The sequence below is a fragment of the Paenibacillus sp. J31P190 genome (assembly GCF_059692075.1).
Window position 1 is genome coordinate 69,503 of the sequence record NZ_JCAUAS010000023.1, and the last position, 22,371, is coordinate 91,873.

A 22,371-nucleotide genomic window follows, 5' to 3' on the forward strand; every position below is an offset into this window, starting at 1 on the left:
ATATAATATATCAAATGAGGTTTACCCCCATCCATTAAGCAGTCTCCTCCAACTGCAAAATATGTCATTACTTAGGTTTATTCGTGTAGAATAAGACGATATTTTGTATTTTCTTAAGATTGTTTATCGAAACACTTGATTTACCATATACAACATGTTAAATATATCCATGCAGATATGTCATGACATTACAATGCACGCTACTCTTCGATGAAGGAGGTTACATTGAAACAAAGACAGCTTCGTTGTATTTGAAAATTTCTAAATGAGGTGAGCAGATTGATAGGGAAATTAAGAATTTTATGCATGGTATTACTATGTGTGACAATGCTGCCTTTCAGCATTTCTGCGGCACAGGCTGAAGGTGTGACTCCTGATGGGATTAAATGGCCCAAAAATCAAGCGCTTCCAACGTTTAATCAACCCAAGCAATTGGACGTTGTCAATGTCTCTAATGCACCTGGAGACGTCAAACTGCTGATGACTACTCTTCAGGGCATTGTGAATCGAGAGCGTCCGCGTATCTATCTGATTCAGAACAAGGTGGATCCTTGGTATAACGAAATGACCATACCTCATAAGCTCCACGATAACAGCATGGATGTCTTCGATTTGTATAAAAATGAAGTAAAAGGAATCATTATCTATGATCCGAAAACACCAGATTCCATAAACGTCGCGACCACGATGGCTGGACTTAAGAATGCTGTTGTCGTCAGCCCTGAATTGGCAGTCAAACTTACTGCAGCTCCCTACAAATTGAAAGTGATCGAAGATTTCCGGAGCAAATTTAAAAATAAAATTGACGCGTACACATGGCAATACGAAAACTTATGGAATCAGACGACCCAACGGATGCTAATTGGGCTCAGTCCGGACACATCAATCTCGCTCCCTCCTGGTCTACCGGAATCCTTCGTAACGATCGCAGAAGAAAAAAGACAAATACGGGATGCCAGTAACCGGGGAACGTATGAATACGACCTTTCATCGTTTTTAGGGAAAGAAGCGGTTTACGTTCGTTTCGACGACTCCTTCACGCAGGACGGATGGGGAACGGCCGTTCATGCCATCACCGTAAAGGCAGATGGGAACGTCATCGCTCAATTTGAGGCTGGTACGCCCGAGGAAGAATTGTACTTGTATGACAGGCAAAATTCAAAGCATTTACCGGGTGCAGACCACCGCTTCGCCGATAACGGAAGTTACTTCATGTATGAATTTAAACCTTCTGTGGACACGAAACAGTTGACGATCTCTGTAGAGATGTGGAATCAATACAAAGTTTCGGTCGGCAACATTCGCCCTCTCTCGTCTGAACAGAAAGAGCCTTACGGATATTTGCGAGACTATGCGGTCGCTAACAAAGCAATGGTTTTCTGGCTTTCGACGGATGTGCCGGATCAGCGAGCGCTCTTAGAGAAGATTCTTTCCGATGTCGAGCCGGGGACACCTTATCTGGGCTGGTTCAGCAATGACTTCGAAGGCGAAGCCGCCTCCGTCGACCTACTTTCCAGGCATAGCGTCTTTGTATTGGCAGCTGATTGGTTCCACAACATGACCGTCTTCTCGGGAACAAAGGTAGAAGCAGCCCCTAAGATCAAGCCTAATCCGCTCAAGTTGGAAAACAAAATCTATGTGACTTTCACTTTCGGTGAAGGAGACAATTTGCAATACGATTTGAACCATATGCGCGAGATATTATGGGAAGATCCTGCGCGCGGCAAAGTACCCATTAACTGGACTTCCAGCCCATTACTCTATGATGCTGCTCCAATGGTTCTTAATTACTATCGGAAAACAGCGACAGAGAATGACCTGCTGGTCGCCGGACCGTCCGGTGCTGGTTATTTCAACCCACATCCGTGGCCGGAAGAGACGTTACCGGATTTCATGAAGGATACTTATAGATATCTCAAACAGACCGGTATGACCATTCCGATGGTGATAAACCGGGATGTCACCAAAGACATACCCATAAGCTCATCCGAAGCAGCCGCATACGAGCAAAATTATAAAGTTCCCGGCATCCTGCTTGTAGCAGATCAATTCGGCATTGAAATCATGAACGGCACGCTTCCGGTATCGATGATGCGAGGAATTGGAACGGTTCAGGATGGCGTTAATATACTAGCTGAGGCCAAGAAAGGCTGGGACGGTAAATCGCCATTGTTCCTTTCCATCGGGGTTAATGCGTGGGGGATGAGACCCAACGATATTCTGGCCATCGCCGAATCACTCGAAAAGGAATATAAGATCGTAAACGCCGAACAATATTTCACACTTATTCGTGAAGCTTATGGGTTGTCCAAAAAAGAGTAAATCCAAGTCAAAAAAATCGGATAGCGAGCAGTTTTAAACTGCCGCTGTCCGATTCTTTTTTGCTCCTTTATTAACGGAAGCCCGAAGTCCAAATCTTAGTCCCTACAGGAATGTTTCGTTTAGAGATTATTGGATATAGGTTCTTGGGCATGCTTCGCACGTGCGATCTGCGTTGCTTCAACCATGTTGCGCAAGGAAGCGACTGTTTCTTCGAATCCACGAGTTTTAAGTCCGCAGTCCGGATTGATCCAGAATAACTTCGGATCCAGCACACGCAAGGCGCGTTCGATCATACTGGTCATTTCCTCCACACGCGGAATACGAGGACTGTGGATATCGTATACACCTAAACCAATGCCCAGTTTGTATGTGTTCAATTCGAAGCTATGAATCAGTTCACCATGACTGCGTGATGTCTCGATCGATATCACATCGGCATCCATCGCTTCGATCGAATGGATCATGTCATGGAACTCGCAATAGCACATATGGGTGTGAATTTGAGTCGCATCTTGTACCGTGCAGGTAGCCATGCGGAATGCTCTGACCGCCCATGCTAGATACTTTGCTTGGTCATCCTCCTTGAGCGGAAGCCCTTCGCGAACCGCAGGCTCGTCGACCTGAATCATGCCAATTCCTGCCTGTTCAAGCGCTTCCACCTCTTGTCTAAGTGCATAGGCCAGTTGGTAGGCAATTTGTTCACGCGAGATGTCCTCGCGAACGAACGACCAATTCATTATCGTAATCGGACCCGTCAGCATTCCTTTTACGGGGCGTTTGGTTTGTGTCTGTGCATACTTTGTTTCTTCAACAGTCATCGGCCCCTTGAATGCTACGTCCCCAAATATAATTGGCGGTTTAACACAGCGAGAACCGTACGACTGCACCCATCCGTTCTGCGTGAACGCGAAGCCCGCGAGCTTCTCACCAAAGAACTCGACCATGTCGGTTCGCTCAAATTCGCCATGCACGAGAACATCCAATCCGATCTCCTCCTGAAGCTTGATCCAGATATCGATCTGTTCTCGGATGAAGTTAGCATACTGCTCATTGTTCCATTCACCCTTGCGCCACTGTTGACGAGCCTTGCGAACCTCTGGGGATTGCGGAAAGCTGCCAATTGTCGTCGTCGGAAAAATCGGCAATTGCCACTTCTTCTGTTGAGCAATATGACGCTCAGAAAAAGGTCGACTGCGCACTGGACTTTGAGCACTGATGGCAACGACAGCATGCTGGATGTCGCTTCGGTTGCGCTCATCTGACAGCTTGAGTGCCTGAAGAGCACGATCTCGTTCTGCCAGTTCGCCTGTGATAACAGCCCCGCCTCGAGAGACCGCCTTCGTCAGAAGTACAAGCTCATCCAGTTTCTCATCTGCAAATGCGAGAGCATCCTTCAGTTCAGCTCCGAGCTTCGTCTCATGATTTACCGATACAGGAACATGAAGCAAACTACACGACGTCTGCACAATGAGTCGCTCAGCCGTTACGATTTTAGAGAGTTCTTCTACAAGTGCCAGTTTCCCGCGCAGTGGCGCCTTCCAGATACCACGGCCGTCAATAACTCCTGCACCTAAAACCTTGTCTTCCGGGAAACCTAGCGTTTTAATCGACGATATATTGCCTGAGTAACCGTGCACGAAATCCAAGCCTATTCCTTTGACGGGCAGCGCGACGATATCACTGTAGTGCTCTACCGATTCAAAGTAGGTTTGCAGCATGATGTTCAGGTTTGGCACTGAGGCGGCAAACGTCTCATAAATAGTCTTTAATCGCTGCAAATCCTCTGCGCTTAACTTCGTTACGAGAATCGGTTCGTCGATCTGTACCCATTGAACCCCTTCACTCGCAAGCTCCCGAAGTATCTGCACATAGAGTGGAAGCAACCGTCCCAGCCAGTCGTCAGTCTCCGAAATACGGTATCCTTTTGACAGCTTCAAGAATGTCAGAGGTCCGATGATAACAGGCTTGCCCTCGATACCGAGCTTCTCCTTAGCCTCTCGATAAGCCTTAAGAGGTCTATTTTCGGTAAGCACCGGCGATGCCTCGTCCAGTTCTGGTACGATATAATGATAGTTGGTATTAAACCACTTGGTCATTTCGCTAGCGGTTGCATCCTTCGTCCCACGGGCAATTCCGTAATAAACAGATAAGGGTACCGTGCCGCCCTCATGTGGAAAGCGTTTCGGAATAATACCGAGCATCGTGGCTGTATCAAGAATATGATCGTAATAGCTGAAATCGTTGACTGCGATGAAGTCGATGCCCTTCTCCTGCTGCTTACGCAAATGATTCAAACGGATCTCTTGCAACTGACGGTGAAACTCCGATTCTTCGAGCTTGCCTGACCAGAAAGCCTCGAGCGCTTTCTTCCATTCTCGATCCGCACCAATACGCGGATACCCCAACACACTGCTTTTCACCATCTGTAAAACCCCTCTACAATTTGTTATAAGAAAGATATCACGGATTGGTGGCTATAGCGTAACTGGAATAAACTATATCTAGTCATAGCTATTGGCTATAGCAAATTTATTATTGGGATATTGCCTGCATAAGTGCTTGTTTATATGCCGCTCCTAGCTTGGATAGCGAAGCATTTCTATGGGAAATCCAACCGACATTGATCGTTTCCTCACAATCCAATGGTACGGGAATGATTTCATTTCCATTCAAATCAGCGCTTAACACCCCTGTCGATATGGTATATCCGTTCAATCCGATCAATAAATTGAAAAGCGTCGCCCTGTCGTTAACACGAATGCTTTTCTTATGTGACATCGTGCTGAGAATCTCTTCTGAAAAATGAAAGGAATTATACTCCCCTTGATCAAAGGACAGATACGGATAACTCTGAAGCTGGTCAACAGTTACAATCGACTGCTTTGCCAGCGGGTTCTTAATACTGATGAATATATGCGGCTTAGCCGTAAATAAGCTATTGAATTGCAAATTCGCGGTTTTGAGCAACTTGTTGATGACTTTCCCATTAAACTCATTCAGATATAAAATACCGATCTCGCTGCGTAAATTTTTGACATCTTCGATAATTTCATAGGTTTTGGTCTCTCTCAAAGCTAATTCATATTCATCTTGGCCATACTCCTGGACCAGACTCACAAATGCATTCACCGCAAAAGCGTAATGCTGGGTGGAAACCGAAAAATGCTGCGGGGAAGGCTTCGCATTGAGGTAGCGGCTTTCCAATAATTCCGCCTGCTCGACTACCTGTCGCGCGTAGCTTAAGAATTCTATCCCCTCCTTAGAAAGCGAGATCCCCTTATTAGATCTTTCGAAAATTGCAAGCTGCATTTCTTCTTCCAGATCCTTAATCGCATTTGAAAGACTAGGCTGAGAAATAAACAACCGCTTGGCAGCTTCGTTAATGGAACCCCGATTTGCAACCTCAATAACGTACTTTAATTGTTGTAGAGTCAACGAAATACTCCCCTTTAAAATTTTGATCCATAATTAACATAACTTAAGAATAACATTTGAGAGCAAAAAAAGCGCACCCTCTATCAAGAGTGTACGCTTCTATTGAATTTAGTCTAATAAAATTCTAACTGAACAGTTTTCGAGATAGGCCAACGAATAGATCCGGTACAATAGCACGGGTTTTTATGGTGAATGGACCAATGATTCTTGTTTCTACTACAGGAAACCGCAATTTTTCGAACGTCAAAGTCACTTTGCTGTTTGTATTCTTTTCAAGTTGAGCGATCAACATGCCGAAATCCTTTTGAACTCTGTCTATAATTTGTTTGTTCAACGAAGGCATCATATTATGAATACCTTGCCGGAATTGCTTCGCTATTTCGTCCTTACTTACAAAGAGTCCGACGATAAAATCAGGCCCAGGCAAATCGATATCGATATTATCGACTTTTTCGCTAATAAAGCTATTCAGATCTGGACCTGTAAACGGACTTAGAAATAGGTCTGCTTTGAGTGTTGCTCCTTGATCATGACCTACGATGCCGATTGACCCGTCATTTATAAAAGCGGAAAGGCTATCCAGATGCATTTGTTGCTGTATGTGGGTAGTCATTTCGTTAATCTGTGCCTGCGAGAAGCTTTGTTGCGTCGTTCCATCCGTTCGAATAACATAAATATCCTGTACTTTGGAATTGATTTGGCTGAATTGGAACGTTTCTGATCGGTACACTGGCGCGAAAATAGGAACATTCAATGGCGGGATCACTTTCATAATCGTATGCGTTGCCAGTAAGAATGCCTTGATCGTAGCAGGAAATCCATCCGGTACGAATATGGTGAATGCGCCGGTTGCATCGGTTTTTGATTGAAAGGAAAATCCCGGTATGAAACTGTTTGTAAAGCCCGCGGGAAAGTCGGTTCCCAGAAATACCTGAGCCTCTGCCATAGGTTTGAACGACGCTGGATTCGGATGTGCAGGATTCGCTGAGTAGCTGGAGATAAATAGTGGTATATTCGTGATTTCGTGTAACTTTCCATTCACATTCATTCATGTATTCCTCCCTCAATTGGTTGGTTCGATCCTTATCTTAATCGAATACCACTCGGGGAAATATACTTGAAATAGTGATGATTGACAGCTCATATAAGAGACGGATTAAACAAAAAAAGTCCTAGTGGTTACACCACTTCGGACTCTTATAAAGAATGTTTTTGATTTCTTTGGCCTTGATCTAAACTGTTGCTACGTAGTATTTTGCGACTTTTCGGCAATTGCATGATGAAAGTCACGCCGGTCTGTTCGCTCACTGCTTCAATACTTCCTCCATGCTTCTGCAGGATCAGATAACAATAAGTCAGACCCAGCCCGAAATTATTCTCCTGATGTTTAGTAGTAAAGAACGGCTCAAACAGTTGGGCAGCAGTCTCCTTATCCATTCCCTTTCCATTGTTGGAGAACTCTATCAAAATATCTTTTCTGCTCTCATGAATTCTGATTTCAATCGTTCCGTTTTCCGAATCCACAGCATCGATCGCATTGCGAATCAAGTTAGCGAATACTTCCTGCATGTGAAGCTTATCGCACATCAAGTTGTAAGAAGGTGGATAATCTGTAACAACTGAAATCCCTTTATCGTCAAGCAAATAGCGATTGGATTGAATCGCTCGAGCCACAATATCGGACAAGTTGATAGGGCCTTCTACAATCTCTATATCTTCGATATGCTTCTTGATCCGATTTACCATGAACATCATTTGTCTCGTCTCCGCTTGGATATTCGCAATGTCTTGCTCCGTTTGTTCATGCATTCGAAATTGTAAGTTTTCCTTCATTCGGCCCGTCAGCAGATCAATGTTGGTAATGTGGTTTTTCATCGCATGATTCAGCATGGCCGCACCTGATACAATCCCTATGATCGTTTGATCATGTAATTGCTTTTCAAATTTAATTTTTACGCCAAGCACCCCAAATCGGATCGCGGATACAATAAAAATTACAAAAGCCATCCATACGAACATACTGATATACCGATACCCGTCAAATGTTCGAATCGCTCTTTCCATATGATTTAACACAACAATAACGATAACAGGAGGAACAACAAAAAAGACTGTAATAAGCCGATTTCTTTTTCTCACCAAATTTGTTTCCTTGCTATAAGAATAAATAACCAGTAAACATCCAACCAGGTAATAGGGAACCGACCAGTAAAGCAGAATGACAAAATCTAACTGAATACTTTGCTTCATTGGAGTAATAAGAAGTGTAATGAAAATCGGAAGTACAAGCGCGCAAGCGAGCGTATTTTTGACTCGACGAGTCGTTGTTACAGAATATACGATCGAGAACATGAGGAAACCGTAAGGGGTACAAACTTGGAGTATAAAGAAAAAAAGGCTGCGCCATACAGGTTCAACAACGACTTCGGAAAGGCTGCCCAAACCTGCGAAAATCAAAAATAATACCAACCACTTCGTCGCTTCCTGTTTTCGTCCATAAAAATAAAGCAAAACGGCAAGTAAAAGATCAATAATGGCTGAAAAGATCATTGTGTTCCCACCTGTCAACTACCTAATTGACGATTCTGTCTCAAACAGCTTTCCACAAGACCCACTTGTTCGCTAAGGGCTGATGAGTTCCTGACTCCCTTTATACTCTGATTTCTGAGTATATTTCCCTCTTTGAAAATGGCTTATGATGATTTTGTAGCAAATAACCCCCATGAGGGAAAAAACAGGAGGCGTTTTATAATGAGAAAGACAATCAAATTAGGTTTACTAGGTGCTGTAGCTTCTGCTATCTTGGCTTTACCAGTGGCTGTGAGTGCCCAAACTTCTTCGCCAAATGAGTTCTTGTCCACAACTCCGCAAACCACGGTGATCCGCCAGTTGCATAACTTGGGGACGGTGTATTTGCACCCAGGCGCTTCTGGTCCAGTTGAACAGTATTTGCCAGCAAGCTATAAATATGATGTGCAATCCATTGAAATCACGGGTCCGTTGAGCCAATTCGTCCATGCACAAATTACAAATTTCGGATCCAAAATCTTGTTCAGCTCTGACGGGGCCAAAACAACGGTAACTGTGACAATTACGAATAGTACCGGCTCATGGGGCTATTATACAGTCATCGTTCAGCCTGTAGGTTAACCCGATGAAAAAAATAACTTTTTTGTGTACTTTACTAGTTGCTGCTGCAGGGGTCATGCTTTCGCCATCATTTAATCCACAGCCCGATCCCCCGGGAATCACATCCCCCCCGTCTGCCTTACTTGCCTTCAATCCGCAACCAGATCCACCAGGCTTTATTTAAAGAAATAAATCGGACGTTTCCTGCGTCCGGTTTATTTCTTTATTCCAACAACCGCAGTTGAATCGTCATTTCCAAGAGTTGTTGGCGGTTGTGTTTTTTGATTCGAAGCCACTCCAAATAGGGAAACTTACCTTTGATTAGTTTGGTAATCTTGCATAGCTCATTATTGATCGACTGTTCGTTGTAGAACAAAAGCTCAGCAATTTCGCTGCTGCTTTTGCCTTGTTGAAGATAGCGTAAAATCTCTTTTTGGAGCGTAGTTAATTTTCTTTTTAGCTCCTCTTCATAGGAAGATGCCACCCGTCTCATTAATTTGCCGGCAGAAGAGTGATGCAGGTTGCCCTTACCTGCCACAACGCCACGAATGGCATCAGGGATATCTCGGTAATGTGCCTTAGTAATATAATTGCTAACACGTCCGTATGCGATGGCATGTGTCATAACTTCTTCCTCATCCAGTGAGGAGAGTACGATTACCTTCAGGTTAGGTTCTGTTGATTGTAGTTCAATGGCCGCTTCGAGTCCATCATAATTATTTCCCGTCAAATTGATATCTAGGAGCAAAATATCTATAGGTATTTCTTCAATAGCTTTTAACAGTTGGTACTTATAAGCGGCAGATCCGGATATAAACAGGTCGGGCTCACGTGATAAATAATCGACGATTAGTTCACGAAATAACGGATCGTCGTCGCACACGAAAACTTGAATCGGCTGCATGGTATTCCCCTTTTCTGAACATACACTCCTTGGATTCGAGATGAAATTTCATTTGCCTTTAGGTAGGAGATTTTCTTACAATGGATAAATAAGGAAATTATAACAAGGGGGTAGGCTATGGAGAACAGGAACGAACCGAACCTATCATTGTATGACCGTCTTGGAGGAAAAAATGGTATTCAGTCGGCAGTTGAACTTTTCTATGACAAAATTAAGGATGATTCGAGAGTGTCACATTACTTCCAACATGTTGATTTCACAAGACTTATGGAGCATCAAACGATATTCCTCTCCTTTGCATCCGGTGGTCCGAATTACTACACAGGCAAAAGCTTGACGCAATCACATGAACACCTGAACATTACTTCTGAGCATTTCGATGATGTATTAGGCCATTTGACCAATTCTCTGATTGAATTAAGAGTAACCGGAAGGGATATAGTTCAAGTACTTGCCTTGCTGCTACCTCTGAGAGCTCAAATGATCAAGGATCCTAAAGAACGCTAATGATATGTCAAAGTGCGATTCTCTTGTTCAATTTTAGCAAATATTTTCCAAATGGGATAGGGACTTTCGAACCCATCTCAGTCCTCCTTCTAGTCGTAAGATCTTGTTATTACCATCCAGCAAGTTTCAATATCCCTTTTACGAATTCACTTTTGGCATTAGAGTATGCCAAACGATCATTATGGAATCGAAGTGCAAGTTCCATCTTCAAGTCGCCGTACATTTTAGCGTCATCTGGATGACTTCTTAAATAATCTCGAAAAAGGATATGACGCTTATATTCGTCGTTTTCAACAGTGCATACATAAAGGTGATGCCAAGTTATGCCATCGGGAGGAATAAAAGCCTCTCGCCCTGTAGCTCCTAAATCACCTTCATGTACGTACCCAAGAGTGGCGAGCCTTTGTATTGCTTTATGGATATCATCTTGCTTAGAAACCACCACGTCAATATCAACAATTGGTTTAGCTGCTAACCCAGGAACGGATGTGCTTCCGATGTGTTCTATCCTGACTTCGAGATCGCTTAAAACCGGAAGTACAAAGTCTCGTAACTGTTCAAACAACTGAACCCAACTAGGATCGTATTCTACAACTACTACACTGGCGCCCATAGAAATCCTCCTTCTTTCCTTTTCAATAGCTTTTTAATCGCAGGACCTCTTCTTCAATCCGACTGACGTCAATCCTTTAGAACAATACCTATTTCCAATTCCTCCCTGTCTACAAACAAATTTTGAAAACAAAAAAGCCCCCATCCTCAAAAAGGACGAAAGCTGTCGCTCACGTGTTTCCATCTAAATTAACCGATCCCTCACGGCTACCGGTCTCTACAGGTACGTCACCAAATGTGATGATTGTATCCTGGCACGTTAACGGGTGCGCCCGGTGCGGTCTACTTCCTCCCAAGAGGGTTCGATGCACGGCTCTGAGACCATGTTCGTCAGACGTTTCTTTACTCCTTCTCAGCTACCGGAGCTCTCTGCCCAAAGAACGGGGTCCAACTACTCTTTCTCGTCGTTGCCTTATTCGTATTCCTTTAATAACCATTATATTTATTTAATCCCAAAAAGCAATGGGTGTTTTGTTGCTCAAAGAAAAAAGACCCCTTTCAGGGTCCTTTTCGACGGTGATAGGATTGATGGTACTTTTGCCTTGAACCTTACTTAGCTGGGTCTCTACCTCATCACATTCTTGTAGTACATGACTACATTAATGAATCTGCGGCACATCTCCTCGCTTCTATATAGATTCAATAACAACTTCCCTGGTAGTTAGCTGCATAATATGCGACACAACACCTCGCTGAATCACCGTCATAAAGTAATATGTCCGTTCTCGAAAATGTTATACATCTTGGGATTCATTTTATTGACGAATTTATTTGCTAGGAATATAATTGCTATAGCAACTAATTTCGTGAGGTGTATGATTTTGGGATTGGATAACTCATTTGGATTTATTTTGAACCATGCCGGAAGACGTTTGACACAGTTATTGAACAACCATTTTCAAGCCTATGATATGACTACAGAGCAATGGGCTGTACTCAATCGTTTAGCTGATGAAGATGGCATTACACAGAAGTTACTAGCGATCCGAGCTGAAAAGGATCAGACCAATATCACTCGAATCCTCGATCAATTGGAGCGCAAAGGCTTTGTGGAACGACGGGCCAATGAGACGGATCGAAGATCGTTTCTTACCTTTATCACGGAGCAAGGCAAGGCTTTGAATGATGTTCTGACACCGATCGAGCAGAAGGTAATCTCCTCGGTTCTTAGCGGTTTTACGGAGGAACAAACATCAATATTGCGGGGAATGCTCATCCAATTGACCAACCAAGCCAATGCATGCATCAAGGAAGTGGAGGATTCACAGTGAATACGAATCAGAAATTGTGGAATCGTAATTTTGTTGCTGTCTGTTTCAGCAGCTTTTTTTTATTTATGACTTTTTACATCCTTGCCGTCACACTGCCAATCTTCGTTACGGATACACTGCATGGTGGGCAACAGCAGATTGGTCTGGTCATGACCGTCTTTATTATTTCAACCGTCATTTTAAGGCCTTTAACCGGTAAGTGGATGGATGAATGGAACCGGAAGAAGATCATACTTTTCTCGCTTGCGCTATTTATGATTTGTACGGCATTGTATCCACTCATTCATCAATATACTTTTTTGCTGGGCTTACGGTTTCTTCATGGCATAGGTTTCGGGATGGCGACAACGGCTGCAGGTGCAGTTGCCATCGAGCTTGTTCCTGATCGCCGCAAAGGTGAAGGAATTGGGTATTTCAGCCTTTTCATGAGCTTGGCTATGGTTGTTGGTCCTTTTCTGGGGCTAACCATTATGCAGACTCACAATAATAGTCTTCTATTTGGAGTGTGCATTGTGTTCGCGCTTCTCGCTTTCTTGTTTGGGGTGACCATTCGTATTCCTCAAGCTATCACTAAAGTGGGCATACAATCCGAGACTGGTTGGAGAAAGTTCATTGAGCCGCGGGCTTTGCCCATTTCTTTGGCAGGCAGTGTGTTGGCCTTTTCTTATGGAGCTATTACTACGTTTCTTTCGGTATACGCCAAATCCATCGGGTTGGATACGTATGCGAGTTACTTCTTCATGGTGTTCGCTTTGATGATTGTTATATCCAGACCCTTTACAGGCAAATGGTTTGATCGTTCAGGTCCTCATTTATTAGTATATCCTGGAGTTATCCTTTTCACATTAGGGATGATAACCCTAAGCATAGCTTCTTCCCCTGTCCTATTTTTAGTCGCTGGAGGTATGCTGGGCCTTGGATTCGGGGCAATGCTGCCCAGCTTCCAGACGATCGCTATTCAAGCCGCGCCGGCTCACCGCAGAGGTCTTGCGACAGGCACGTATTTCTTACTTTTCGACTCCGGATATGGGATTGGCTCCTATGTACTTGGCGCTGTCGCTTCGAGAACGAATTACCATACGATGTACTTCATAGCTGGCATGGTTGTCGCGTGCTCTGCCATTCTGTATTACGTGCTTTATCATCGAAAACAGCTTCTCCCCTCAAGCCAAGCCCAGCCCACAGTTAAATAAATAATTTAAACTAATAAATGCCTCCTGTGATGGATAAAAAAATGCACCCAGCCTTCAAAGATGGCCAGATGCTTAGTTATTCAGATACTTCAGGAAAGCCCGCCACCATATATGGTGGTTTTTTTCTATTTGTGTCAGAGAAAATTAATTTAGCCCTTTCCTATCAGTCTAAAACTTTAGCCTGTCTAACGGGTATTGAGTCTATTCTCTTCTTATTGATCAATTGTTTCAAGCTGTCCAAATTAGCAAAAACTGTTCCAGTAATAATTGTTATCACCCCTATTCCCGATACCCAAGTGATCGTTTCACCATAAAATAGTACTCCGAAAGTGAGAGCAATTGTCGGCGAAATATAGAGCCATGTAGTCGGAAAGACAGGATTCGTTTTGGCGACGAGCCAATAGAAAAGACTATGTCCTACCATCGAGCCGATAACGATTAAGTATAGAAGTGATCCGATCGCCTTTGTTGTCAGCATAATTTTCATGTCCACGTGTTCCGTGAATAAAGACAGAATAACAAGCAGCAGGCCTCCATAAATCATCTGAGCCGCGTTAAGCGCAATGGGCGATGCTTGTGGGAATTTCCGAATAACCCGTTTGGAATATAAGGCACCAGAGGAATAGAATATCTGTCCGACCAAAATAGCGACGCATCCGATTATCCACCTTATATTAGCGGTTATTGTAAGGTGTGGAAGCAATAGCAACACGATACCTACGAATCCTAGTATGCAACCGAATACAGATCGTGCCGTTGTCTTCTGCCGCAGGACAAGTGTTTGCAGCACAAGCATCATCATTGGAGCCGTAGCCGATAAAATGGCAGCGAAGCCGGATGAGACATATTGCTCAGCCCAGTACAAGGTAGAGAATGTGCCGAAAGTCAAACCTATTCCTGTTAGCAGCATTTCTTTGTGAATTAACAACGATAAGTTGGCCTTTTTCTTCCATACCATCCAAAAGAACAATATCAGACCTGCAAGGAAGAACCTAATTCCCGCGGAGAAGAAAGGCGGCGTTGAAGCGTCGACACCTACCTTTATCGCTAAAAAAGTTGTGCCAAAAATGAGACATACGAGCAAATAATTAAAAATAATCATGGATGTTCCCCCTCTTGATATGTATTATACAAGGAAGGTAATAGAACAGATGCAAGATAGCAGAACAGATTGCGAAAGCTTGATATATAATAAGTGAATAAAGGAGCGAACTAGGTATGAAACATATACACTCATTGACGAATGATACCAAACTACTTTTTAGACAAACATACGATTATATCATCACCAGGATCGAGCGCGGAGAGTTAAAAGCACATGACAAGCTGCCTTCGATTAGGCTGCTCGCCCAAGAGCTCCGGGTACACCGGCTAACAGTGTTTCGAGCGTATCAGTTACTTAAACAAAACGATAAGGTCTATGTAAAGGAGAAATCGGGATATTATGTAAGTCCTGACTTCACGGAACATGTTATTTCCGAGTATACGGATAGAAGCCCTATCACCTCTTCCGGCCATTTGAAAAACTCCTTATCTGAAATTCAACAAGTACCCGTTATTTATCAATTTTCCCAATCATTGATCGATCCCAATTTACTGCCGAATCTTTATCTATCTGAATATGTTAAGAAAGTTTTCGACATCTATCCGAAATTAATGGGAACCTACTCCAGTGTACAAGGGGATGAAGAACTGCGTGAATTCCTTTGCCAGTACATGAAACGCCATCACAGTATTCAACTGACAGTAAGCGATCTATTGATAACGACTGGAGGTCAGCAGGCAATTGACTTAATTTCTCGGGTATACATCAGACCGATGGATTTTATCTTGGTAGAAAGGCCAACATATAGTGCCGCGCTAGATATTTTCCGCCAACAGGGTGCAAGGTTTATTCCTGTCGACATTTCCCCCGAAGGCTATGATTTGGAGAAAGTCGAAATGCTAATGAAACAGCACCGACCCCGTATATTTTATATGAATCCTACTTTTCATAATCCCACAGGGTATACGGTTCCTCCAGTCCAACGCAAGCAGCTTGTCGAGCTAGCTGAACGATATCGCTGTTTACTAATAGAAGATGATGCCATTAACGAGATGTATTTTGACCAGCCGCCTCCTCAGCCTATTTTTTCTTACGATACAGATGGTTGGGTTGTATATCTCCGCAGCTTCAGTAAATATGTGGCACCAGGACTGCGCATTTGCGCCGTCATCGGCCGTCCGTCCGTTATAAAACCACTCATTACCGCAAAATCGTTGGCTGATAACGGAACTCCGTTGGTTAACCAGAAAATTTTTCTGCACTACTTCGAGTCAGAACGGATTAGGCAACATTTGGAGAAGCTGCGCATCGCCCTTCAAATAAGAAAAGAAATTGTGGAGGAAGAATTGTCCGCTACCGGATGGAGTTGGGTCAGTCCAAAAGGAGGCTTCAATTTGTGGCTTAAGCTTCCCGAAGCACTTCCTGTAGAAGAGCTTTTGAAAGAAAGCGTCCGGCAATCGGTCTCTTTTGTTCCGGGTATCATCTGTGATCCTCTTAGAGAGATGCGATCTTGGATCCGTTTAAGCTATTCATTCGTGAATGAGGGACAATTACGGGATGGAGTGAGGCTGCTCGCAGATATCGCTCGACGATTTTAATCCCAAAACGCCAAAAAATCCCATCCCCAAGACTAAGCTTGAGGGTGGGATTCATCATCGTTGGTTTGATGGAACAAGGGCTGACGGGCATTTTCCACCTTGGGACTACCGATATTATGACTCATTCCGAATTTTTGAAAAGACTTTTGACACGTTGGGGTTATACGGATGTAGCATTTGAAGTATTAAAGCAGGACACTTTTTCCTCAGTCACTCCCGAAAAATATTACAATTCTCTTTTAACCAATAATCCCTTGCCGAAAGAACTCCAAATAAACCATGAGCTGTTGATCGAATATTTATCATAGCAAGTGGACAAATTGCTTAAGTTTCTAATTAAAATTATTTTTGGATTTATTTCGAACGCCTATCTGCTAGGGGTCCATATATAGTTCCCATTTACGTCAATATATCCTGAATCCGGGCCTTCTCCTTCCCAGCCGACACGAACATTCGCAATTCCGGCTGCGAAAGGCTCTGCCAAGTAATAAGCCGGTTTTATCTGGAGCTCTCCTTTTTTATTCAAATACCCCCATTTCCAATCACCTACTTGAACGGCTGCTAGTCCGCCTGTGAATGACTTTGCTTTGTCAAAAGAAGGTTGTATCGCTAGAATCCCTTTGTAGTCAATAAAACCCCATTTACTCCCTGTTTGAATGGCGGCAAGACCTTCCGAAAATGGCTGCGCATCTTCATATTGAGGCTGAATCTCCCACTCTCCGCTTTTGTTGATATACCCCCATTTCTCTCTGACTTTAACCGGAGCTAATCCGTTATGGAAATCCAGGGCATCGTCATATTTCACATCGATCACGGATGTTCCTGATTTATCGATATAACCGAATTTATCTCCAATCTTCACTCTTCCGAGCCCTTCCGAAAAATCGTATGCAAAATTATAATGTGGAGCGATTGCAAAGTCCCCTTTTACGTTCAGGTAGCCGTAGGTGTATCCGTTATCATTGTGACTAGCAACAGCGACAGCGGCCAGCCCCTCGTGAAATTGACTACCGAATAAAATATCCGGTTCCATAACTACCTTGCCCGTAGTGTCAATATATTGGTGCTTCTTCACATCTTGCTTGATTAAAATGGTGACGTAGGCCAATCCCTCCGAAAAAGGATCCGTTTCGTAGTATTGAAGCGGAATGGCCAATTGACCTTTGGCATCGATATACCCCGAGCCATTGCCGTCTTGGGCTGCATTCCATACCTGCGCTAAGCCTTCTGAGAAGGGTAACAGCGTCGAATATGGCATATCCATTATTTTTTGACCATGGTTGTCGACTAATCCATATTTCCCTTCTTGCTGAATGGGGTACAGTTTAGGCTCGCCGATCGTTACCGTTCGAATTTGTTCGATCCAGGTGACTTTTCTTCCACTGGCTTCTCCTACAAATCGCAGCGGAACGAAGACGGTTCCTTTGCGGTTTGTAGGTGCTTGATCCAACAAAACATCTTCCCCGTTTACAACAACTACATTCAAGCCTGGTTTCATTTCAAACTTTAATCCATCACCAGCCGCAGTAATTTTACTCGTTTGGGGATCCCAATCTACTTGCCAACCCATCTTTTCAAAAAGAGGACGAAAGGGTACAAGCGTGGTCCCATCTTCAATAAACGGCTGCTGGACAAAAGTAATGGACTCTCCGTCCACCTCAATCGTAAGTGGGGAATCACTGGCCTGAATCAAGGACGTCCCTGTTATGCAGACTGTTAGAGAAAGAACTAAACTAAGCGCAACCCGATATTTTCTCAACATAATAATCCCTCTCCTCTAATCTTGGGAAGTCATGAAACAATCTGACTTATCGATCTAATGGGCTGATATTTATTTTAGTCGAGGTATGAAATCGAAAGGTAAACATCCTGCGAGTGGTCTTCGGTCGGCTTGAAAGAAACAGACTTGAGCAGCACCTTCGCTTCGCTGAATTAAAGTTACCGCTTACCATTATGAAAAAGTTATCCCATGTACAATACTACAATATACTTAGCTTTCTTCTTTAAAAAACAACGCTCTAATAGCAAAACGAGGCAAAATCAATTGTCTCCGCCATCTTGAAGGTTGATTTACTAATCGAAACAGCCATTCCAGCTGGAGTTTTTGCCAAATGGCAGGTGCTCGTTTCACTTTACCAGCGATGATATCAAGACTTCCTCCAACGCCAATAGCTACTCTAACATTGAGCTTTTCCTTAAACTTATAAATCCAACGTTCAGCTTTTGGAGCTCCTAAAGCAACAACTAAGACATCAGGACTCAATATTTCTATTTCTTCAATAATTTGCGCCTCTTCCATCTGATCATAAAAACCGTGATGTCTTCCCAGAACCGATACATTGGGGTATGTCTTATTGATATTTTCGGCAGCCTTTTTACTAGTCGTTTCATCCGCTCCAAGAAGGTAAAAAGACCAATTGTTTCGATTTCCAGTCTCAAGCAATTTGACTAGAAGGTCACAACCGGTAACACGCTCGGGCAGCGGATTCCCTTTTAAACGCGATACCATGACGATTCCGATACCGTCAGCTGTGAGGTGACCCGCCTCGTCTATAATGGAACGCAGTTGTTGGTCGTGTTGACAAGACATGGTGATTTCCGGATTGAGCGTAACCACATGGAATAGTTCTGTTTTTTTCTCAGTTATTACCTCGCTAATCAATTCAACTGTATCATCCATTGTTATTTTAGGAACTGGAATTCCCATGATATTCGAACAGTTCTCCATTTGAGTGCTCATCCACCTTTGATTCATATATCCACATTTTAACATAAAGCCTTTGTTTCATAGAAAATAAATAAAAGCCGCAATATTAGCGGCTACTAAGGTGGTTTACGAATTTGCGGTCCCACTTTTGCAAATGGTAGGTGTTCGGATTGAAGATTGTTCATTTCATCCCTCATTCTTTTGGAATGTTCTGACCCAGTAACGTTTTCAGTCGCTCAGCAGTTCCACAACAATAAATGCCAACCTCTTCCCAAAATGAAAGTTGGATTAGGTTCAAGAGCACTCACCGTTTGCTCCAACCCGCTACTCAATTCTAGTTCCTCTTCAACCTCCAGTTTTGCTGGCATTGCAAGCTGATGGAGATGGCGGTATTCATCAACGGATAATCGTAACGCTTCCGCCAACACGCATCAGGGAAGAATTAAACTATCGACCAATCTTCCCTTCGTTTTATTCAGCTAGAGATGCAGGAGCTTTGTAAGCTTAGCATTATGTCCAACCTCTTACTCTCAGCATCCTGTTCGGTGACGACAAAATCAGACAGTTAATACGACCAGCATCCTATGAAAAAAAGACCATGTCGATGACATGGTCGAATGAACCAGAACTGAAGAATCCTTTATTTATCGTACTTGTAGAGATTAGTTTCGTACTTCACGTAATAAAGATCTCCGTACTTATCCGTTGTCAGCAGCGTCACACCTGCCCCGATTAAAGAAACTGCGTCTTTGTTGGCAGAATTGGCGTCAACTGCGTACAATTTCGCACCGATGCTCACATAGACGTTACCGTCGTTGCCGACAACCATCTTGCCGCCTTGCCAAGACACGGGTATTGAGCTGAATTTGTCGGGATATACTGTCGTATGAGCAGCATCAGGATTATTCGGATCGATAATAAATAAATCTGCGGTCGTGTCGTGGGACGAATTGCCTGACGAGTTCCCTTCCGCAAGTCCCCATATTTTCCCATCCGGACCAACAATGAGATCTGAGATGACTTTTCTTCCGGGGGCTGGGACGAATTGAGGAACTGGTGTCGAGTTGGCGCCCGTTGTATTCCAAACGAACACTTTTCCTTCCGTCGCATCAACCGTGCTGCTGATTCCCCCGTAAACGGATGTGCCGCCAAAAACTTTATTGTTCTTGTATGCAAGTGAAATAACACTTTGATGGTAGACAATATCGTTAATGGTCGTGACTTGTTGGGAAGTAGACAAGTCATAGACGGTGAAGGAGCCTTTATTATTCCCGGAACTCGCTACTGAACCGACATAAAGCCGATTCATTGAGGGTTCTGCCAACATGCCAAACGGACGATCCTGTTTGTAAGGGGCGTCGTCGATATCCTGGAACAGGAGCGAAGGATTCGTAGTATCATTCCATGTCGACGTTGTATCGTATTTTTTGATCCACGCGCCGGGATATATGCCTAGATACAGATTGTTGCCCAATGTCGTCATATTTTCCGCTTGGCCTGCGCCTTTATAGCGCTTTTCTTCGGAGGTATCCGGATTATAGACGCCCATCCCTCCAAGCAAATAGCCGCTTGTGTAAATATTGTCGGCTGGCCCCTTGACCAGTGACCGGATTTTGGTCACAGATTCTGGAATTACAAACGATGTCGTCGTATCAATTGTAGGCGTTGCTGCGAGCTTATATTTCAAAATTTTTCCTGATTTAAGCGCAGCATACAGATAAGTGTTGCCTGCATCGGTCAAATAAGTATAACCAGCTGCGCTTCCTCCTACATCGCCCAGATTTAATTCTGCTGCCGTTGAAATATCGTAGCTGTAAAGATTATTCCCTTTCGTGTAGAACACTTTATCATCCGAAGGGTGTTTCATCGATACGCCGCGTGAGTCGATATCGCTTAAGGAAGAGGCAACCGCACCCGTTGTGCTATCCAATACCAGCGTTGGACCCGCCGTTAGCTGGGCGAACACCCTTGACGCCGATCCGTTCGAAATATAATCTAGTCCATACACAAACTTGCTGCCATAATTTGGCGGGGAAATGGTGGTTTGAGTTCCATTCGTCGGATTAAAGCGAATGATTGTCGCATTCGAGGTCGGTCCCATACCCATATAAACCTCAGTATCGCTCGCATAGGCGATCGACCTCACGAAATCAAGGCCACTGACGATGGGTAGGCCATTGTTTAAGACGACAGTCCCTCCGGTCGGATCGTACTGGAACGCTTTGCCGCTGGTGGAAGTACCGCCGTAGACTTTTCCGTTGCTTCCCGCCGTTACATCCCAGATAACGTCCATTCCGGTTGGTAGGGTGATTGGCACTAACGAGCTGCCAGTAATTACTTTTTGCCCATTAACCGTGCTCACTGTGCCGGGGAGATACCGAAACATCGTTTTCTTGTTAGCCGTTCCCAAATAGACGGACTTATCCGTAGCCACCGTCATTCCCCAAACTGCTTCTATCCTAGTGTTATTCGGATCAACCATGAGATCTCGATCATCCAACAGCTCACCCGTTCGGGCATCGTAAACCACCAACTTGGACGGAAATCCGCTGGAGCCGACATACATCAGATCGGTGTTACCGCTTGCGTCTTTGCCGAATACAGCGACGTCCAGTGGATTGTTCTTAATTTGAGTACCAAGATTGTATTCAATCGGGCGGTCCAGCGTCACATCATCGACGTAAGCGACCATCGACGTTGTGATCCCCGTTGTTAGATATACAGAGACAGATGCTGTGCCTGAAGGGGCGGTAGCGGATACAGAAACCGGGGTCCATTGTGAAGCAATGCCCGTGAAATCGTTTGCAGCATCTTTAAGGACAATTCCAGCGCCATTCTTGAAAAGAAGGTGGATGCTCAGCCCGGTGCCGCTGGATGCGTAGATTTTGGCCGTAGCTCCGACTCTTGTGCCATTATAAACCGTTACCTTCGAGCTTTCCGCAGTGCTAGCAGTGGTTGGGCTGGAATCGTCCAGTTTAAGACTATAGGTTCCTCCCGCCTTCTGCACCGTCGAAACGGCTGCACCAGAGGACACTGTCCAGGTACCACTTAACGAGTCTTCGAAGCCTGCATTTTTAACGGTTTGACCGATCGAAACATCGTCGATATAGGCTGTTGTAACAGTCGTTAATGAGCTGTAAACCATGACCGCTACTTGTGTCGTACCAGTTGGAGCTTTTGCTGTAATAGATCTCTTCGTCCATTGATTGAGTGTTGGCGTAACGCCAGTGTGCGGAACAATCGTTTCCGTAGTGCCGTTATAGAAGATCAGCCAAACATCAACCGATCCCTGCTCAATATAAGCAAAAACAGAAGCGGTATACTCTTCATTCTCCGTAATGCTAACCTTTTCACTAATCCGAGCAAGTGAAGCCGAATTACTAGTGTCAACCATTTTCATACTGTTCAAGCCAGTGTAAGCTTTCTCACTCGAGACGGTTGCTGTATTTTGGCCGTAAGTGGGGTGTGTGTACCATTGCGGTATGCCGGTCCCGGCATCCTCGAAAGAAGAGTTGGGGATAGATATCGTGATGCCAGATGCGCGAGCATCGAGGTTCTGGAAACAGCTGATGATAAGCAAACAACTAAACACCATACAAACGAGGCGAATCCACATGGGGCGAAACGTAATTGCTTTCATAATTACCA

At 44.1% G+C, this 22,371-nt stretch carries 16 protein-coding genes; 6 read left to right on the forward strand and 10 right to left on the reverse strand.

Annotation, left to right across the window (positions count from 1 at the left end; genetic code table 11):
• Positions 1 to 306: 306 nt before the first annotated feature.
• Positions 307 to 2,322, forward strand: a complete 2,016-nt coding sequence (locus AC58U0_RS29520; RefSeq protein WP_497382410.1) for a GxGYxYP domain-containing protein — start codon at positions 307 to 309, stop codon at positions 2,320 to 2,322.
• A gap of 119 nt (positions 2,323 to 2,441) precedes the next feature.
• On the opposite strand, the gene metE is transcribed toward AC58U0_RS29520, so the two are convergent.
• The 4 genes from metE to AC58U0_RS29540 all read right to left on the reverse strand — a co-directional run bounded on the left by metE (position 2,442) and on the right by AC58U0_RS29540 (position 8,307).
• Positions 2,442 to 4,745: a 5-methyltetrahydropteroyltriglutamate--homocysteine S-methyltransferase gene (gene metE, locus AC58U0_RS29525; RefSeq protein ID WP_497382411.1), complete on the reverse strand. Its 2,304-nt coding sequence runs from the start codon at positions 4,743 to 4,745 to the stop codon at positions 2,442 to 2,444.
• Between the two features lie 109 nt (positions 4,746 to 4,854).
• On the reverse strand, positions 4,855 to 5,757 hold the full coding sequence (locus AC58U0_RS29530; protein ID WP_497382412.1) for a LysR family transcriptional regulator: 903 nt from the start codon (positions 5,755 to 5,757) through the stop codon (positions 4,855 to 4,857).
• A 124-nt stretch (positions 5,758 to 5,881) separates the two neighbouring features.
• Positions 5,882 to 6,805, reverse strand: a complete 924-nt coding sequence (locus tag AC58U0_RS29535; protein ID WP_497382413.1) for a hypothetical protein — start codon at positions 6,803 to 6,805, stop codon at positions 5,882 to 5,884.
• Positions 6,806 to 6,954: 149 nt separating this feature from the next.
• Positions 6,955 to 8,307, reverse strand: a complete 1,353-nt coding sequence (locus AC58U0_RS29540) for a sensor histidine kinase (RefSeq protein WP_497382414.1) — start codon at positions 8,305 to 8,307, stop codon at positions 6,955 to 6,957.
• Positions 8,308 to 8,508: 201 nt separating this feature from the next.
• Here AC58U0_RS29540 and AC58U0_RS29545 point away from each other — a divergent pair, with 201 nt between their 5' ends.
• Entirely contained in the window at positions 8,509 to 8,907 is a 399-nt protein-coding gene (locus tag AC58U0_RS29545) for a hypothetical protein (protein WP_497382415.1), read from the forward strand.
• A 202-nt stretch (positions 8,908 to 9,109) separates the two neighbouring features.
• On the opposite strand, the gene AC58U0_RS29550 is transcribed toward AC58U0_RS29545, so the two are convergent.
• Positions 9,110 to 9,790, reverse strand: coding sequence for a response regulator (locus tag AC58U0_RS29550; protein WP_497382416.1), 681 nt, complete (start codon positions 9,788 to 9,790; stop codon positions 9,110 to 9,112).
• Between the two features lie 117 nt (positions 9,791 to 9,907).
• Between AC58U0_RS29550 and AC58U0_RS29555 the strand changes: the two genes are divergently transcribed.
• Positions 9,908 to 10,297 carry a group I truncated hemoglobin gene (locus AC58U0_RS29555; RefSeq protein WP_497382418.1) on the forward strand — a complete coding sequence of 130 codons (390 nt, stop codon included), beginning with the start codon at positions 9,908 to 9,910 and terminating at the stop codon, positions 10,295 to 10,297.
• A 109-nt stretch (positions 10,298 to 10,406) separates the two neighbouring features.
• Here the strand turns inward: AC58U0_RS29555 and AC58U0_RS29560 are convergent, their stop codons facing one another.
• Positions 10,407 to 10,910, reverse strand: a complete 504-nt coding sequence (locus AC58U0_RS29560; protein ID WP_497382419.1) for a GrpB family protein — start codon at positions 10,908 to 10,910, stop codon at positions 10,407 to 10,409.
• An 820-nt stretch (positions 10,911 to 11,730) separates the two neighbouring features.
• Here AC58U0_RS29560 and AC58U0_RS29565 point away from each other — a divergent pair.
• Both AC58U0_RS29565 and AC58U0_RS29570 read left to right on the forward strand, forming a co-directional pair.
• Positions 11,731 to 12,180 (forward strand): MarR family winged helix-turn-helix transcriptional regulator, encoded by a 450-nt coding sequence (locus tag AC58U0_RS29565; RefSeq protein ID WP_497382420.1) that lies wholly within the window; start codon positions 11,731 to 11,733, stop codon positions 12,178 to 12,180.
• A complete protein-coding gene (locus tag AC58U0_RS29570) occupies positions 12,177 to 13,373 on the forward strand; it encodes an MFS transporter (protein WP_497382421.1) in 1,197 nt (398 codons plus the stop codon). The genes AC58U0_RS29565 and AC58U0_RS29570 overlap by 4 nt, the downstream gene beginning before the upstream one ends.
• 163 nt (positions 13,374 to 13,536) lie before the next feature.
• On the opposite strand, the gene AC58U0_RS29575 is transcribed toward AC58U0_RS29570, so the two are convergent.
• Positions 13,537 to 14,475: a DMT family transporter gene (locus AC58U0_RS29575; protein ID WP_497382422.1), complete on the reverse strand. Its 939-nt coding sequence runs from the start codon at positions 14,473 to 14,475 to the stop codon at positions 13,537 to 13,539.
• Positions 14,476 to 14,591: 116 nt separating this feature from the next.
• Here AC58U0_RS29575 and AC58U0_RS29580 point away from each other — a divergent pair, with 116 nt between their 5' ends.
• A complete protein-coding gene (locus tag AC58U0_RS29580) occupies positions 14,592 to 16,016 on the forward strand; it encodes an aminotransferase-like domain-containing protein (protein WP_497382423.1) in 1,425 nt (474 codons plus the stop codon).
• A 367-nt stretch (positions 16,017 to 16,383) separates the two neighbouring features.
• Here the strand turns inward: AC58U0_RS29580 and AC58U0_RS29585 are convergent, their stop codons facing one another.
• From AC58U0_RS29585 to AC58U0_RS29595, 3 genes are all read right to left on the reverse strand, one after another.
• On the reverse strand, positions 16,384 to 17,778 hold the full coding sequence (locus tag AC58U0_RS29585; protein WP_497382424.1) for a WG repeat-containing protein: 1,395 nt from the start codon (positions 17,776 to 17,778) through the stop codon (positions 16,384 to 16,386).
• A gap of 228 nt (positions 17,779 to 18,006) precedes the next feature.
• Entirely contained in the window at positions 18,007 to 18,723 is a 717-nt protein-coding gene (locus AC58U0_RS29590) for a WecB/TagA/CpsF family glycosyltransferase (RefSeq protein ID WP_497382425.1), read from the reverse strand.
• Between the two features lie 640 nt (positions 18,724 to 19,363).
• Positions 19,364 to 22,363: a carbohydrate binding domain-containing protein gene (locus AC58U0_RS29595; RefSeq protein ID WP_497382426.1), complete on the reverse strand. Its 3,000-nt coding sequence runs from the start codon at positions 22,361 to 22,363 to the stop codon at positions 19,364 to 19,366.
• Positions 22,364 to 22,371: the final 8 nt, after the last annotated feature.

What these genes read in the sequence shown, in the direction of transcription:
- AC58U0_RS29520 (WP_497382410.1), top strand. Translation starts at nt 307, where the DNA reads ATGGTATTACTATGTGTGACAATGCTGCCTTTCAGCATTTCTGCGGCA.
- metE (WP_497382411.1), bottom strand. Translation starts at nt 4,745, where the DNA reads ATGGTGAAAAGCAGTGTGTTGGGGTATCCGCGTATTGGTGCGGATCGA.
- AC58U0_RS29535 (WP_497382413.1), bottom strand. Translation starts at nt 6,805, where the DNA reads ATGAATGTGAATGGAAAGTTACACGAAATCACGAATATACCACTATTT.
- AC58U0_RS29540 (WP_497382414.1), bottom strand. Translation starts at nt 8,307, where the DNA reads ATGATCTTTTCAGCCATTATTGATCTTTTACTTGCCGTTTTGCTTTAT.
- AC58U0_RS29545 (WP_497382415.1), top strand. Translation starts at nt 8,509, where the DNA reads ATGAGAAAGACAATCAAATTAGGTTTACTAGGTGCTGTAGCTTCTGCT.
- AC58U0_RS29550 (WP_497382416.1), bottom strand. Translation starts at nt 9,790, where the DNA reads ATGCAGCCGATTCAAGTTTTCGTGTGCGACGACGATCCGTTATTTCGT.
- AC58U0_RS29555 (WP_497382418.1), top strand. Translation starts at nt 9,908, where the DNA reads ATGGAGAACAGGAACGAACCGAACCTATCATTGTATGACCGTCTTGGA.
- AC58U0_RS29560 (WP_497382419.1), bottom strand. Translation starts at nt 10,910, where the DNA reads ATGGGCGCCAGTGTAGTAGTTGTAGAATACGATCCTAGTTGGGTTCAG.
- AC58U0_RS29575 (WP_497382422.1), bottom strand. Translation starts at nt 14,475, where the DNA reads ATGATTATTTTTAATTATTTGCTCGTATGTCTCATTTTTGGCACAACT.
- AC58U0_RS29580 (WP_497382423.1), top strand. Translation starts at nt 14,592, where the DNA reads ATGAAACATATACACTCATTGACGAATGATACCAAACTACTTTTTAGA.
- AC58U0_RS29585 (WP_497382424.1), bottom strand. Translation starts at nt 17,778, where the DNA reads ATGTTGAGAAAATATCGGGTTGCGCTTAGTTTAGTTCTTTCTCTAACA.
- AC58U0_RS29590 (WP_497382425.1), bottom strand. Translation starts at nt 18,723, where the DNA reads ATGGGAATTCCAGTTCCTAAAATAACAATGGATGATACAGTTGAATTG.
- AC58U0_RS29595 (WP_497382426.1), bottom strand. Translation starts at nt 22,363, where the DNA reads ATGAAAGCAATTACGTTTCGCCCCATGTGGATTCGCCTCGTTTGTATG.